The organism is Bilifractor sp. LCP21S3_A7, assembly GCF_052118825.1.
Classification (GTDB): Bacteria; Bacillota; Clostridia; order Lachnospirales; family Lachnospiraceae; genus Bilifractor.
Map to the genome: position 1 here is coordinate 105,549 of NZ_JBQKGL010000005.1, position 15,128 is coordinate 120,676.

Sequence of the window (15,128 nt, forward strand, 5' to 3'; positions counted from 1 at the left end):
TTTTAAACCCTGAGCTGCGCTATCGAAGGCGCTATCAAAGGCGCTTCCGAAGAGGGATTCATGATACCGTACGGGATAACCTGCAGATTGCTCCGCACTGCGTTTTCGAAGAGCATGTTCAGTAGGCGGCTTTGTAGATCTCGAGGATCTGTGCTTCGGTCAGGGGTACATAGTTGTTCTTCAGAAGACGCTGCTGCGTCTGCGGTACATTCTTCGCGAATACCGGAAGGTCGGACTCCTTCACGCCGAAGCTGCGGAGCGGCTCCTTCTTCAGAACTTTATCCATCAATGCGTACAGAGCGTCGAGCGCGTTCTCCGGCTTCGTGCCCAGGCACTCCGCGAGAAGGTTCTCGAGATCGTTGATTCTTCCGACCGGTTTGATCTCCTTGTACTTACGCATTACATCCGCGAACATCAGCTGATTGGACTGGCCGTGCGGCACATGGTACACACTTCCGAGAGGATAGCTCAGGGCATGAACGGCAGCGCATCCCGCATAGCCGAAGGCAAGGCCTGCCCAGTTGGATGCCTTCAGGAAGTCTGCGCTGTACGCCTTCCAGGCCTCGTTTCCTCCGCTTTCCACGGAAAGACTCCAGCCTTTCAGAATCGTGCGGAGGGCAGCCTCGGAGAAGATTCTGGAAATGCTGCAACCGTTCGGGCTTAGATAAGATTCCACGGCGTGAATCATCGCGTCGATGGAGGAGGTAGCGAATACCTTGTAGGGAAGGGTTGCCAGCATATTTGTAATCATGGCGGCGGCATCCGCATACATGGACGGTGAGGTCAGACCCATTTTTACACCCCTGCTGACACGGTTGATGACCGAGATGTTTGTCACCTCGCTTCCGGTTCCGCAGGTCGTGGGCACAATGATCAGCTCGTGATGCTTCTTCAGGCTGTCCTTATGATCGTACAGATCGTCGACATGGTCTTCCGGAGACGCTACAGCAACAACCTTTGCGATATCAATGATTGTTCCTCCTCCGACTGCGATAATCCGGGTGAAATTTTTGTCACGCAGATCATCGAGAATAGCGTTTACCATGTTGTCTGTCGGTTCACCTGCTCCGTATTTTTCCTGAAACAATGTCTGGCATCCAAGCCCCAGCGGCTCGATGGACGGACTGTAAATGTATTCATTGGTCAGAATCAGGTCATCCGGTCCAAGCTGCTCATCATTCGCGAACTCCTTAAATGTGTCATACTCCTTTATTTTGGTGCGAATGCAAAAACCTTCCAATTTCTCTGCCTCCTTGTTTGCATATCATGCGCTTTTTATAACAATTATATATCCTGCTTTGAGATATTCCATTCTTTTATTTTATGGATTCAGCTCGATCAGGTACTCATATTTCATTAAATTTTATGGATTCAGCCTGATCGGGTACCTATATCAACCTTCTGGTGCTCTGGGATTTCCGGAACGGACTGGGAATGACAGATTCTTTAGACAAACGGAAAAATCTGACCGTGTGAATCTGCTTTCATTTTTTCTATAATGAATTGAATTTTAGAAAATAACGAGGAAAAGCAATGAAAAATTCGAGGGATGACAATAAGCCACAGGGACCGAATAATATAACAAGGGCGCTAATCGACGCGTCTGTAGACCGGGGGCTTCGTGAGATCGAGGAGGACCCGAAGCGGAGTATCCGGAAGCTCACGGACATGGGCCGGATGTTCATCAAGGGAAGATTCATGGACGAGGTGCTGAGCATCGTGCAGGATCTCCTTCGCAATGATGACAGCCCTTACTATGAGGCAATTGAGCAGATGCTGCGGAATACGGACCGGAAAAATCTGAAGGATTTCGGGATCAGCTTTGGATACAGTGGACTTACCTATGGCGGCAAGGTGATACGGGAACATGAGTTGTCGCTTCCCTATCACATTCCGTGGGCACTTACACTCCGGATCAATCCGACGCTGAAGGACGGTTTGTCGGTCAGCGAACTGGAAAGCTGTGTCCGTCAGGGAACGGCGATGGGAATATATTGCTATTTCATCCGTCTCTCCGGCGCAATTACCTGTATTGGAAGACTCATGGATCTGGTGAAGCAGCATCCGGAGTGTGCTTTTGTGTCGCTGCTTCCGGATGAGCCGCTGAATCCGGTTCAGGTTGCGGGAATCAAAGAGTGTACCAACAGCATGGTTATGTTCCAGAACAGGGGCGCTGCAACGGCAGATAATGTAAGCGCAATGAAGAAAAACAAGATCCTTTATGGCATTTACGCGGTGTACGGGAATGAAGACGCGGCTGCCTGGTACAATGATCAGAAAGCCGAGGGGCTCGCGGAGCTCAATGCAGGTATCAATCTTCTGGTCAGCGACGACACCTGTTCGAAAAGGAACGGAGCAAAGGTCGCGAAGTACTGCCGGTCTCTGCGTACGCATCCGGAGTATCCGATGATCCTGTTCGATCTGGCAGGAGATGCTGTGCAGATCAACCACATCATCTCAGAGGATGAATGTTACTTCGAGCTTCTCGAGAACGGAGACATCAAAACCACGACGGAGACGATCTCTGATTTCAGACACACGACATCGCTGGATCAGCTGTTTACGATCGGCCTTCCAAGAGAAAATCCCTCATGAATCCGATGATTGTCACCGGATCCACGGGGGAGATGTATCAGGAATTTTCTGATCTGACAATATCCTTTCCGATCTTTACGAGTACATTCTTCAGACTCTCGATAAATTCCTCGGGGCTCTGATCGGTCTTCTGGCTGAGCCAGCGGTACATGATGACCAGAAAGGCGTCCGTGAAATAATGTGGATCGAGGACAGCGCTTTCCGTGTCGGAGATCATTGCCTCCGAAAACATGGAGAAGATCGGCACGGTCGCCTCATAAAAATAATCACGGAAGGAGTTCTGACCCTGGATCTCAAGAGCCGCCTTGTAGAAGGCACGGTCACTGGAGAACAGCTCGACAACCGCGGTCAGAAGATCCCACCCGTTGGTATAGGATCGTTTGCTGGCGGTTTTGATAAAGTCGGTGTAGAAAATCCAGTTGACCAGATCGTACTTGTCCTTGAAGTGATAATAAAAGCTCTTGCGGTTCATTCCGCAGCCCTCACAGATGTCGATGACACTGATCTTCTCAAAAAGCTTTTCCTTCATCAGCTTTTTCATGGAAGAGGCAAGTGCATTCTTCGTTATGTTAGCGTCGGGCACAAAATCACACTCCTGTCCATTCTGAAATCAGACACCGGACTGCGCCAGATCGACGCAGGGCGTTTTGCACGCCGGGCCGGAAGCAGACTGTTGCCGGCTTATGGCAGGCAGAGGTGTCTGATCTTGTAAATAAATATCATATATGTACAGATATTTATCCGGTAACACATTCCAAAATCTGTTCCAATTATATCACAGGACAGGATACAGGGAAAGCCAGATTCTGTATCTTGAAGGCCATTATGAAGGCTGTTATCGAAAGCTATTATAGAAGATCATTATCGAGGGCTGTTATCGAAAGCTATTATAGAAGACCATTATCGATGGCTGTTATCGAGGACCGCCATCGAAACCCATCATTGAAGTCCGTTATCAAAGGTAATTATAAATGGTAGGTCGAACGGAGTTCCTTCCGGGAGGCCTCTACTTCCAGCAGCAATTCCCGGGCAGACATACGGCGCGCGCCCTCCCCGAAGATGATCACCTGTTCGAGGCCGTCGGAGGTCGCGACGGTGACATTGCCCTGCTTTCCGATTTTATGTACAGTCTTTTCAATGTAGGCGTCTGCAGTTTCCGCCTCCTTCGTGTAAACAACATAGATGTTATGGTAACGGCAGACCGCACCTCTCCCGCCAGGCACCTTATACGCATCAAAAACCAGAATCAGGGTACCGGATCTTGTGCCGTGGAAGTTGCTCATAATGTCGATCAGACGGTCTCTTGCGGCATCCATGCCGGAAGCCGCAAGGCTGCGGAGTTCTTCCCAGCTGAAGATGATGTTGTATCCGTCAACCAGCAGATAATCCTCCTTCTTCGGAGTGACTCCGGTGATTCCGGAGCGTTGATTTTTGCCGGAGGAGGTCTGTTCACCAGCTGATTTTGCGGCCGCTGTTCCACAGCTCTCCGATTTATTCTGCTCTGTTTTGTCTCTCTCCGCCCTTTCCAGAGAGCCGTCACGGCTCCATATTCCGGCCTCATTTGAATAGCTGTTCGCAGCGCTGTGGATGGGAGTGTTCCAGCTGGATCCGCTGTAGGTTTTTTCGAAAATCTGCTGCAGCTCATTTTCCTCGTTTTCGCGGGTGCGCTGCTCTTCTGTCCATGATTTCTCTCTTGTCCTGTGTTTTTTCTGCCAGCCCGCGGAAAAAATCTTTTTTTCGCCTGTCTTTTCTGTATTTTCTGCTTTCAGACCGTCGGCAGAGAGTTCCTGGTCCTCTGCGGTTAGCCATTTCATATCGGGACGCCATCCGGTGTCGATGTGCATATAGTCCCGGACCTGATTCCACGGCACCCGGATTCCGGCTCCGTGGGAGCAGAATACGGAGGATGATGGATGATCGGTATCCGCCTCGGGATCATAACCCTTTTCGAGAATCACCTCTTCGGGATGGCGGCAGGGCTCATAACCCCTGAGTGTCAGACTCAGTCTTCCGTGTCCGTGGGTATAGGACATAAAATCCTGCTGATAATCTCCGAGGGAAGCGGCGGGCACAGAACCTGTGATGACCGCAGTGCTGCCGTCATTCTCACGAAGATCCGCGGATCCCTCCATTCTCTGGATATCTGTCATGAAGCGGCCCATGCTCCCGGACGGCAGTTCTGCGTGCAGCCGCAGGACCGGCTCAAGGAGAACATTTTTTGCCATCATCAGACCCTGACGGACGGCTCTGTGTGCCGCCTGTCGGAAATCCCCTCCGGAGGTATGCTTTTCCGATGCTCTTCCGCCGATCACGGTGATCTTAATATCTGTGATTTCCGATCCTGTCAGAACGCCCGGAAACGGCTGCTCCTCCAGATGAGACAGGATAAGGCGCTGCCAGTTGAGAGCCAGATCATCGGTGCTGCAGTCGGATTCCAGAACCAGCCCGCTTCCCGGCTCGCCGGGTTCCATCAGAAGGTGCACCTCTGCATAATGCCGCAGAGGCTCGTAATGACCCACGCCCTCGACGGAATCCGCTATGGTCTCTTTGTACATGATCGAAGGCTGTGCGAAATCAATTCGCATGTTAAACCGCTGTGCACAGAGCTCTTTCAGAATTTCCATCTGGACCTTTCCCATGATGCGGGCAGAAATCTCACCGGATGCGTCATCCTGGTCAATGTGAAGAAGCGGCTCTTCCTCTTCAAGAACCCGAAGATTCCGGAGAGCTTCGGTTCTGTCCTGGTCCGGCGCAAGAAGGATGCGGCTCTTCCATACCGGCTGGAGAACGGATGCATCTGAGTCATGTTCAAAGCCGAGGCCCATTCCGATCCGGGTTTTGTCTGGTCCGGTAACCGCACAGACGGAGCCTGCGTCCACCCGGGGCACCTGCACGAAGCTTTTGCCGGAGTAGATACGGATCTGGTTGACCTTCTGGTCCGTGTTCTCTCCGCCGCCTCCTGTGCTGTCCTCATTTCTGACAGAGATGACAGAACGGACACTGAGACTGCCGCCGGTGATCTTCATCCAGGTCAGGCGGTTTCCGGAATCGTCGCGGGATATCTTGAAAATTCGCGCGCCGAATTCGTCCGGATAATGTTTCATCAGCGTAAGAGCGTCCATCGCCCGCATCAGCGTGCTGACACCTTCGTTTCTCAGCGCGGATCCGAAGAAAACGGGAAAGAGCTTCCGGTCCCGGATCATGGTGCGGAGATCGTCCTCCCGGATCTCTTCTGTCTCCAGATAGTGTTCCAGAACACGGTCATCGCAGACAGCAATATTCTCTGCCTGATTTTCCGGGATCTGCAGCACAGGGTCAAATTGAACTCCGGTAAAATCCACGCATTGCGAGCTGAGATTATCCCGGATATCGCGGAGAAGATCTGCGGTGTCCGCACCCGGCTGATCCATCTTATTTACGAAAAGAAATGTCGGAATTCTGTAATGTGCGAGAAGATTCCAGAGATTCCGGACCTGCCCGATGACGCCATCCGCCGCGCTGATAACCAGGATAGCGCAGTCGAGAACCTGAAGAACCCGCTCTGTTTCCGGTGAAAAGTCGATATGACCCGGTGTGTCCAGAAGGGTTACGGAGAGCCCGTCGGTGCCGCCGAAGGATAGCTCCGCCTGCTTGGAAAAAATAGTGATGCCCCTGTCTTTCTCAAGCTGCCAGGTGTCAAGATAGGCATCTTTATGATCGACTCTTCCCTGTTTCTGTATTTTTCCGGAAAGGTACAGAAGACTCTCGGAAAGAGTTGTCTTTCCTGCGTCTACATGTGCCAGAATTCCTGCTGTGATATGTCTGCTGCTCATTGCTTATCCTTCTGTTCTGCTCATATATGTAAGATTGCGAAAGTGCGAGGCACGAAGCAATCTGTAGCTTATTTACGCGAACAGTGAGCCGCAGCCGAATGCGAAGCATTCGTGTGCGGCGAGCGTCGCGATAGCGAGATAAAACTCGCACAGCGTGTTTTATCTCGTTCATATTGCGGCGTCATGCCTGCAGGGCATGGGCGTCGTGCCGTACTGCCTCCGGAGGATGCCACACATCAGCTTGACCGCATGCCATCCGGGGAGACAGATCTTTCTGTGAAGTATTGTAACATGCTCCGGAAACAGGTACAATCAGAAGGAAATAGATGACCGGCTCAAGGCAGCCTGAACCAGAGGAATATGGATGGCTGACTCAACAGTCTGAAATGGAGGAAAATATGGCGGAAGAAAGGGAACAGAAGAACAATGCGCCGGAAGGTGGGGCCCGCACGGAGGGCTGCTCTTTTATAGATACGGATAAGGAAAGTCTGACACTGACGTATGAGGACGGAAGGGACGTGAGATGCACAATCGTCAGGATCTTCCAGACACCAGCGCAGAAATATATCGTTCTGATTCCGGAGGACGGAAGTACGAAAGGTACGGCGTATCTGTATCATTTTGATACAGATGATGAAGGCGCGCCGGTTGTGACACAGATTGAAAGTGAAGATGAATACAGAGAGGCTTCGGAGATTTTCGAGGCTATGACGAAAAACATTGACCTTACGGAGGATGAGACATGAAAATCAGAGTGAAGAAACTGACCGAGACCGCCAAGATGCCGACGCGCGGAAGCGTGTCGGCTGCGGGTTACGATCTTTATGCTGACGTGGAAACTCCGGTGGAAATTGAGCCTCATGCGACGGTTATGGTTGGCACAGGCTTGTCGATGGAGATTCCGGAAGGCTATTTCGGAGCCATTTTTGCCAGAAGCGGACTTGCTGCAAAGGAATCTCTCCGACCGGCGAACTGTGTCGGCGTCGTTGATGCGGATTACCGGGGTCCCTTTATGATCGCAGTTCACAATGACGGGGAGACAGCCCGACGCGTGACTCCGGGAGAGCGGATTGCGCAGCTTGTGATCCTTCCCTTCCTTCCCGCCGAGTTTGAGGAAGTGGAACAGCTCGGCGAGACGGAACGGGGAGAAGGGGGCTTTGGAAGCACCGGAAAATCCTGATCTTAATTATCCGCGAAAGGATCCTTTGATATCCGACCAGTTTTCTTCCGCGTATTTCAGAAGCTGCTCAGCCTGTGACAGAGACATCTCCGGGTAATAGAACATGATGGATGAGGAGCCGTATTTACGGACAATTCTGTCACAGTTCCGGATCCAGTCGTCAAAGCCGCCGCTGTATACCTTGATCCACAAGGATTTGCCGGAGGCAATTACCTTGTCATAGATCTTGTCCCACTCTTCGTAAGTGCCGTCCGGACCGGTGTCTCCCGGTGTCCACTGAAGGGCATTGATGCCGGGAATTTCCATAAGATGATCGAGATGGCGGATGGCTCCGGGACCATCCAGATGATACATGGCATAGTCGAGCTTCTGCGTCTGTTTTTTCAGCGAATCCAGAACAAATTCATCAAAGAAGTCAACCGACATCATGGCCGAGGCGTCACACTGAAGTTTTGCCATTCTTCCCGGAGCCCAGATCTGGAAGCAGGAATAGGAATTGCCCCCGTCAGGGGTTCTGACGAGATCATAGAAACGGTCAAAGAACTCGAAATATGCGTCGGTCACCTGTCCGACCCGCTCCTCAATGGAGTCCGGGTCTTCAATCATATCCATCATGAGGGTCTGGGCGCCCCGGAGAGAGGAAAGCACATCAACGTTTTCCATGAGATCCGGCATATCCAGGCAAAAATCATTGCCCGCGAATTTTCTGCAGCCCTCGACCACTTCGAGATGTCTGCGAAGCCATTTGTTTTCCGGGTCAAATTTCAGCGGCGGAACGTCTTCCCAGTCGTCATCTTCGTCGATGCAGGGCTTGAACCAGACCGTGTCCTCCTTGAATCCGATATCAGAACCGAGATAAGCCGCGACGGAGCCCGGTCCGAAGTTGGTTTCCATGTTCGGAAATGCCTCTCCGAGGAACAGATGCTTCTCACAGAAGTCGCGGTACCGGAGTACCATGCGCTCCGGGTTCATATATTTGTCCTCCATATCTTTCCATCTGAGATTTTCTGGCAGATCATAATACAGGCCCTGGCAGAAGACCTGATCCATTCCTCCCTCGTGCGGCTGACCATCGGACAGGTGTTCAATCTCCGGTTTCCGCGCGACGATGTGCATCAGCGGTCTTCCGGTATTGCTCTGGTGCCACCAGCCGTCAAATTTCTTTTTCGTTTCATCCCAGTTGTCCTTGTATTGCATTGCATTCTCCTTTACTTTGCTTTTTTATGGATTGAAATAACAAATCTCTGAATTGGAGATCCCTTGTTTGCGGATTTATTTCAGGGCCTGTATATCAATCGAGTATGTCAATCGATTATTCGAGGGTGTTGTTCCACGCCTGATTATTTGTGTGCTTCCTTTCGTATGTTATTCTTTCTCCGGTATGTGGCTCAGTGACCGGCAAGAAGATGAAAGATGTTCGGTGTGCTCTTCACCCCGGTAACGGAAGAGCTGCTCTCCACCGCCGGCAAATACGAGGCGGATATCCCTGCCGGCGATACCTCCCCTGAAGCGGAAGGGCGACGAACCGATAGAAAAGAGATTATCTTTTTCATCCCAGATAACGGGAATCTGCTGGAATGCTCCGCTTTCATAACCATATCCGTCGCCGTCATCCTCGTAGTACAGAATCCGGTGCAAGGAGAGGGCTTTCTGTCGCGGATGGCGAAGCGGGTACAGATGAAATTCAAAGGGGGTGTCGGGCACTTCCTCTGCATAGGTGAGGCCGGACTCCATCGGCAGGATGCTTCCTGCCCGCACAAACACAGGAATGTGATCCAGAGAAACTGTGAGCGTCAGTGTCTGTCCGCCTTCATAATAGTTGTCCGTGTAGAAGTCATACCATCCGGTTCCCTCCGGCAGGTAGACCGTCCAGGTTTTCGGGGCGTTGAGCTGTTCGCCGCCTCTGCCGTAATACATGGGATCGGTTATCGGACAAATCAGCAGGCTTTCCCCGAACATGTACTCGGAATCAAGCGAAGCTGCCTTGCTGTCATCGGGAAAATCAAAGAGCAGGCTCCGGACCATGGTGCTGTTCTGCTGTACGACCGCGCCTGCCATGGAATAAATATAGGGCATGAGGCGATATCTTGTGCGGATCGTTTTTTCCAGTGCATCGTAAAAAGGATCGCCGGGCTTTCCGAAGTTCCAGATTTCACGCGGCACATCGGTTCCATGGGAGCGGAACATCGGGAGGAAGGAGCCGAATTCAAACCAGCGGACATACAGTTCCCTGTAGCCCGGGTCCTTGAGCCCGTTTTCGTAGTCGCCGCGCCAGAACCATTTCATTGAAGGATCCCCGCTGCACTCACAGCCGCGTGCAGCCCAGTTTTCATGTACGACGAAAAATCCTCCGATGTCGAAGGTCCAGTAAGGCATGCCGCTCATCGCCATGTTGAGCGCCTCGGGGAGCTGCTTTTTCAGCACATCCCATCTTGCGGAGATGTCGCCGGACCAGAGAACCGTTCCGTATTTCTGGCTTCCGGCATATCCGGAGCGGGTGAGGTTCAAGACTCTGCGGTTCGGATCCGCCTTTCTCTGGTTTTCAAAAATGCCTCTGGCATGGGCGAGAGCATAGAGATTAGCCCGGTCTGCGCCGAGGAATTTCTTGTGCTCTCCGCCGACAAGAAGAAACCGTTCCCAGGGTTCCCGCTCATACTCTCCGTTCCAGTCCGGACCGGAAAAGGGCTCTGTGGAGTCGCACCACCAGGAATCAAAGCCACCGGAGAAAAGCTCACGGCTGCACTGCTTCCAGTACAGCTCTCTGGCTTTTTCGTCAAAAGCGTCATAGGTCGCCAGGTCATTGAGAAGGAAGCCCGCGTCGGACATCTCGCAATAATCTTTCGTTCCGTAATTCATATTTGGCCAGACAGACACCATGGTGTGGACATGAAGCTCATGAATTCTGTCGATTGCCGACCGGATATCCGGATAGCGTGTTTTGTCCAGAATCTTGCATCCCCAGTCGTCTGCCGGCCAGGTCTTCCAGTCCTGCACGACGCAGTCGAGACCGACACCGATCCGGCGGTATTTTTCGGCGACTTCCACGAGTTCATCCTGCGTGGAATACTTTTCCCTGGACTGGATGTATCCGAAGGCCCACTTCGGGAGCATCGCCGCCTTTCCCGTCAGTTGCCGGAATCCATCGATGAGTGCATCCGCAGAGTCCCCGGAGATAAAATAATAGTCCAGCTGTTCCACAGTGTCGCAGAAGAGATAGGAGCCACGCTCATCGTCGTTAAAGGTCATGAGGCTTCCGCAGTCCGCGAGGATACCGTAGCCTCTGTCCGAGATCAGGAAAGGAACCGGAATGCGCATATTGTGCTGGTAGAGGTACTGGGTGTGGCCTCTGTAGTTGTAGATGCCCTCTTCCCCCTGTCCGAGTCCGTGGATCTGCTCTCCGGGTTGGAATCGGAAGGAAAGCTTCGCCCGATATGCTCTGTGGTCTTCAACCTCTCTCAGATTTTCAACAAAATTTCTTTCACCGTCTACTGTTTTCACTCTGCGGATGACGGGTTTCTCTCCACAGGTGGAGTATTTCATGACAGGAATCCCGGTAAGTTCTTTCTCTCCCTCTTCCAGTAATTGAAAACCATCTTTTCTTCGAATCCAGACAAAACAGCCGTCTGCCTGCCTGATCCGGAGTGTGAGAAGGCTTGTGGAAATTTGCAGACCCCCATCCAGCACCTCCAGCGCGAGCGGACATGCGGACTCGTTGTGCCTGATCTGAAGAGGAGACACGGAAGCTTCCTGCTCTCTTCCGGTATAGACGCAGCTTATAATATTTTCCGCCTCTGCAGAGACGAGAAGCAGTCCCCGGTCTGTCCGGATCCGGATCTTGTTATCGCTGATTTTCTGACAATCTTGTATCTTCATTCTGGATTTTCTCTTTCCATATCTTGTTCATAAATGTCCATGCCCCGCAGGCGGGGCTCCACCTATTGTATAAGCTTCGGATTGCTCCGTGATCGAATTACAACTACATTTTATAAAAAAGTACCAAAAACTGCCATGCACCGGTTTGTCCGTTTTATGTACTTTTTTTCTGTAGAAGTCCAGCCGCAATGTTCTTGGCCCACGGGGAGCTTGCTCACAAGTGGGCCAAGAACATAAGTGACACGTTGGCTTATACACATCGTGGCGTCCCGACGACGGGGCATGAACATAAAAATCCCCTGCCATACCTTCTGGTGTATGGCAGGGGATTCCCCATATAAATATGTATACTGCTGATTATTCGTTGATCGCCTTTGCGTCTTTCGGGCAGTCCTTGATGGAGAAGCTCAGCCTTCCCATGCGATCCTTTCCAAGGCAGACAACTTTTACAACATCGCCGAGGGTGAGGACATCCTCCACGTGATTGATACGCTGCTTTGCAATCTTGGAAATGTGAACCATTCCCTCCTTGCCGGGAGCAAACTCAAGGAAAGCACCGAACTCCTTGATGCTGATAACCTTTCCTTTCAGAACCTGATCCTTTTCGAAATCTGTGGTGATGACCTCGATGTATTTCTCGGCCTCATCCATCTTCGCGCGGTCCGTTCCGCAGATGGAGACGGATCCGTCTTCGTCGATATCGATCTTTACACCCGTGCGGGCGATGATCTCATTGATATTCTTTCCCTGTTTGCCGACAACATCACCGATCTTGTCAGGATCAATCTTGATCTGCTCGATCTTCGGCGCGTACTCGTTGACGGTTGGACGCGGTCCGGCGATTGCCTTCTCCATTACCTCGGTCAGAATATACTCTCTGGCTTCCTTGCATCTGGAAATGGCTTCCTCCACGATCTGACGGGTAAGGCCGTGGATCTTGATATCCATCTGGATTGCGGTGATGCCGTCATGTGTTCCGGCAACCTTGAAGTCCATGTCTCCGAAGAAGTCTTCAAGACCCTGAATGTCTGTGAGCACGATATAATCGTCGTCGGTATCTCCGGTAACAAGACCGCAGGAAATTCCGGCAACCGGCTTCTTAATCGGCACGCCGGCAGCCATCAGTGCCATGGAAGAAGCACAGACGGAAGCCTGTGAGGTGGAACCGTTAGACTCAAAGGTCTCGGATACGGCACGGATTGCGTATGGGAATTCCTCTTCCGAAGGCATAACCGGAAGGAGAGCTCTCTCTGCAAGAGCGCCATGACCGATTTCGCGGCGCCCCGGTCCTCTGGACGGCTTTGTCTCACCGACAGAGTAGCTCGGGAAGTTGTACTGATGCATGTAGCGCTTCTTTGTGATATAGGGATCAAGTCCCTCTACCTTCTGCGCCTCGGAAAGAGGAGCGAGAGTCACAACGTCGCAGATCTGTGTCTGTCCGCGGGTGAACATCGCGGAGCCGTGTACACGGGGGATGACATCCACCTCGGCTGCCAGAGGACGGATCTGGCGGATCTGGCGTCCGTCCGGTCTCTTATGCTCCTTCAGAATCATGCGGCGGACAGTCTTCTTCTGATACTGGTAGATAGCATCGGGCAGAAGGGCAAGCCAGTCTTCGTTGTCCGCGAATTTCTCTTTCAGTCTGTCTGTGATCGCGGCGATGTTGTTCTCTCTGGTCTGCTTGTCATCCGTGAACACGGCAACTTCCATCTCAGAATCCGGAACCTCCTCGCGGATCGCGGCAAAAAGCTCCTCCGGAACCGCGCAGCTCTCGTAGGTGTGTTTTGGTTTTCCGCACTCTGCCACGATATGATCAAAGAAAGCAATAACCTTTTTATTTGTCTCATCGGCAAGATAAATGGCCTCGATCATCTTCTGCTCCGGAATTTCCTGCGCGCCGGCTTCGATCATGATGACCTTTTCTCTTGTAGAGGCAACGGTCAGTGCAAGCGTTGATTCTGCCTTCTTCTCATAACCCGGGTTGATGACAAATTCGCCGTTGATCATTCCAATCTGTGTGGCGGCGCAGGGACCGTCAAAAGGAATATCGGAAATGGATGTGGCGAGAGACGCGCCGAGCATGGCGACAACTTCCGGGTCACATTCCGGATCAACGGACATCACCATATTATTCAGTGTGACATCGTTTCTGTAATCCTTCGGGAAAAGAGGCCTCATCGGGCGGTCGATAACACGGGATGTGAGTACGGCATGCTCGGAAGCTTTTCCCTCTCTCTTATTGAAGCCGCCCGGGAATTTGCCGACCGAGTACATTTTCTCCTCAAATTCAACGGAAAGCGGGAAAAAATCGATTCCCTCCCGCGGCTCTTTGGAAGCGGTTGCGGTGCACAGAAGTGTGGTGTCACCATAATGGATGAACGCGCATCCGTTTGCCTGCTTGCCTACTCTCCCGATATCTACGGAAAGTTTTCTTCCAGCCAGGTCCATTTCATAGGTCTTGTAGTTGTTCTCAAGTCTGGTTGAGAATGTCTTGTTTTCTTCCATCTTTACTCCTTTACTTCTCGGCGAATGCCATTGTTCCGAACCGCCATGACCGTGCAGGCCATGCTGCGGCGCCGGATGTTACTCTTTGAAAACGGACGGATCCTTGTGCGGAACATCTGTCCCGGTTTCCGAAAAACGAGATGAGTCACGCTTCGCGGTGGCTGCGGCTCATTGCTTGTAAACACGGAAACAGGGCGGATAGGTGAGTCCTACCCGCCCTGAAAGCGATTCGATTACTTACGAAGTCCCAGCTTCTCGATCAGAGCACGATATCTCTCGATATCTGTCTTCTTGAGGTAATCAAGAAGTCCACGTCTCTTACCTACCATCTTCAGAAGACCGCGTCTGGAATGGTGATCCTTGTGGTTTGTCTTCAGATGCTCTGTGAGCTCTTTGATTCTCTCGGTGAGGATTGCAACCTGTACCTCAGGTGAACCGGTGTCGCCCTCTGTTCTTGCATACTCTTTGATAATCTGCTGTTTGAGTTCTTTTGTAATCATTTCATTTTCCTCCTGAATATTTCTAATCGCCTGTGATTAAGATCTGGTCGGAGTTTCCGGGATCTGAATCAAGGTTAAAACTCATGCTCACTCAATATAGCATAGCGTATAGAAAAAGTAAATGATTTTCTTTATCCGGATTTCTCGGAGCGGAGCTGTTCAAAGAAGCTGCTGATGAGATGACTGCATTCTTTCTCGAGAATTCCCCGCGTAATCTTCACCTGATGGTTAAATGCGGGTACCTGCATGAGGTTCAGAACGGATCCGGCACAGCCCGCTTTCGGATTCATGCAGCCGATGACGACCTCATCGATTCTGGACTGGACGATGGCACCCGCGCACATCTGGCAGGGCTCAAGAGTTACATACAGGGTGCAGCCCTCGAGTCTCCAGTCGCCGAGAGCATGGCTGGCCTCCCGGATGGCGTTCAGCTCTGCGTGAGACAGTGTGTTCGCGTCAGTGTTGCGCCGGTTGTATCCGCGGGCGATGATTGTGCCTTGCTTTACAATGACGCACCCGATGGGGACCTCTCTGAGGGCGGCTGCCTTCTGCGCTTCCTCAAGGGCAGCTCTCATGTATTTTTCATGCATGGACCGGATTTCGGCATCTTTTCGTTCTTCTTCTTTTCGGGCGCTGTCCTCCTGTGCCTTTTTCCGACGCATT

Annotated in this window: 11 protein-coding genes; 3 read left to right on the forward strand and 8 right to left on the reverse strand. The window is 51.7% G+C overall.

Annotation, left to right across the window (positions count from 1 at the left end):
- Positions 1-118: 118 nt before the first annotated feature.
- Positions 119-1,240: a 4-hydroxybutyrate dehydrogenase gene (locus tag ACTQ1O_RS06105; RefSeq protein ID WP_441486550.1), complete on the reverse strand. Its 1,122-nt coding sequence runs from the start codon at positions 1,238-1,240 to the stop codon at positions 119-121.
- Positions 1,241-1,533: 293 nt separating this feature from the next.
- On the opposite strand from ACTQ1O_RS06105, the gene ACTQ1O_RS06110 reads away from it, so the two are divergent.
- Positions 1,534-2,595, forward strand: a complete 1,062-nt coding sequence (locus tag ACTQ1O_RS06110; RefSeq protein ID WP_441486551.1) for a hypothetical protein — start codon at positions 1,534-1,536, stop codon at positions 2,593-2,595.
- Positions 2,596-2,632: 37 nt separating this feature from the next.
- On the opposite strand, the gene ACTQ1O_RS06115 is transcribed toward ACTQ1O_RS06110, so the two are convergent.
- Positions 2,633-3,178, reverse strand: coding sequence for a TetR/AcrR family transcriptional regulator C-terminal domain-containing protein (locus ACTQ1O_RS06115; RefSeq protein ID WP_441475085.1), 546 nt, complete (start codon positions 3,176-3,178; stop codon positions 2,633-2,635).
- Between the two features lie 382 nt (positions 3,179-3,560).
- Positions 3,561-6,407, reverse strand: a complete 2,847-nt coding sequence (locus ACTQ1O_RS06120) for an NYN domain-containing protein (RefSeq protein WP_441486552.1) — start codon at positions 6,405-6,407, stop codon at positions 3,561-3,563.
- 398 nt (positions 6,408-6,805) lie between these two features.
- On the opposite strand from ACTQ1O_RS06120, the gene ACTQ1O_RS06125 reads away from it, so the two are divergent.
- The gene (locus ACTQ1O_RS06125) at positions 6,806-7,153 is read left to right on the forward strand and encodes a DUF1292 domain-containing protein (RefSeq protein ID WP_441486553.1); all 348 of its coding nucleotides are present in this window, start codon (positions 6,806-6,808) and stop codon (positions 7,151-7,153) included.
- Positions 7,150-7,587 (forward strand): dUTP diphosphatase, encoded by a 438-nt coding sequence (gene dut / locus ACTQ1O_RS06130; RefSeq protein WP_441486554.1) that lies wholly within the window; start codon positions 7,150-7,152, stop codon positions 7,585-7,587. The genes ACTQ1O_RS06125 and dut overlap by 4 nt, the downstream gene beginning before the upstream one ends.
- 6 nt (positions 7,588-7,593) lie before the next feature.
- Here the strand turns inward: dut and ACTQ1O_RS06135 are convergent, their stop codons facing one another.
- The 5 genes from ACTQ1O_RS06135 to tadA form a co-directional block, all read right to left on the reverse strand.
- The gene (locus tag ACTQ1O_RS06135) at positions 7,594-8,784 is read right to left on the reverse strand and encodes a trimethylamine corrinoid protein 2 (protein ID WP_441486555.1); all 1,191 of its coding nucleotides are present in this window, start codon (positions 8,782-8,784) and stop codon (positions 7,594-7,596) included.
- A 168-nt stretch (positions 8,785-8,952) separates the two neighbouring features.
- Positions 8,953-11,460: a TIM-barrel domain-containing protein gene (locus ACTQ1O_RS06140; protein WP_441486556.1), complete on the reverse strand. Its 2,508-nt coding sequence runs from the start codon at positions 11,458-11,460 to the stop codon at positions 8,953-8,955.
- Between the two features lie 357 nt (positions 11,461-11,817).
- Positions 11,818-13,965, reverse strand: coding sequence for a polyribonucleotide nucleotidyltransferase (locus tag ACTQ1O_RS06145; RefSeq protein WP_441475079.1), 2,148 nt, complete (start codon positions 13,963-13,965; stop codon positions 11,818-11,820).
- A 233-nt stretch (positions 13,966-14,198) separates the two neighbouring features.
- Positions 14,199-14,465 (reverse strand): 30S ribosomal protein S15, encoded by a 267-nt coding sequence (gene rpsO / locus ACTQ1O_RS06150; RefSeq protein ID WP_441098961.1) that lies wholly within the window; start codon positions 14,463-14,465, stop codon positions 14,199-14,201.
- Between the two features lie 131 nt (positions 14,466-14,596).
- Entirely contained in the window at positions 14,597-15,055 is a 459-nt protein-coding gene (tadA, locus tag ACTQ1O_RS06155) for a tRNA adenosine(34) deaminase TadA (protein ID WP_441486646.1), read from the reverse strand.
- Positions 15,056-15,128 lie beyond the last annotated feature (73 nt).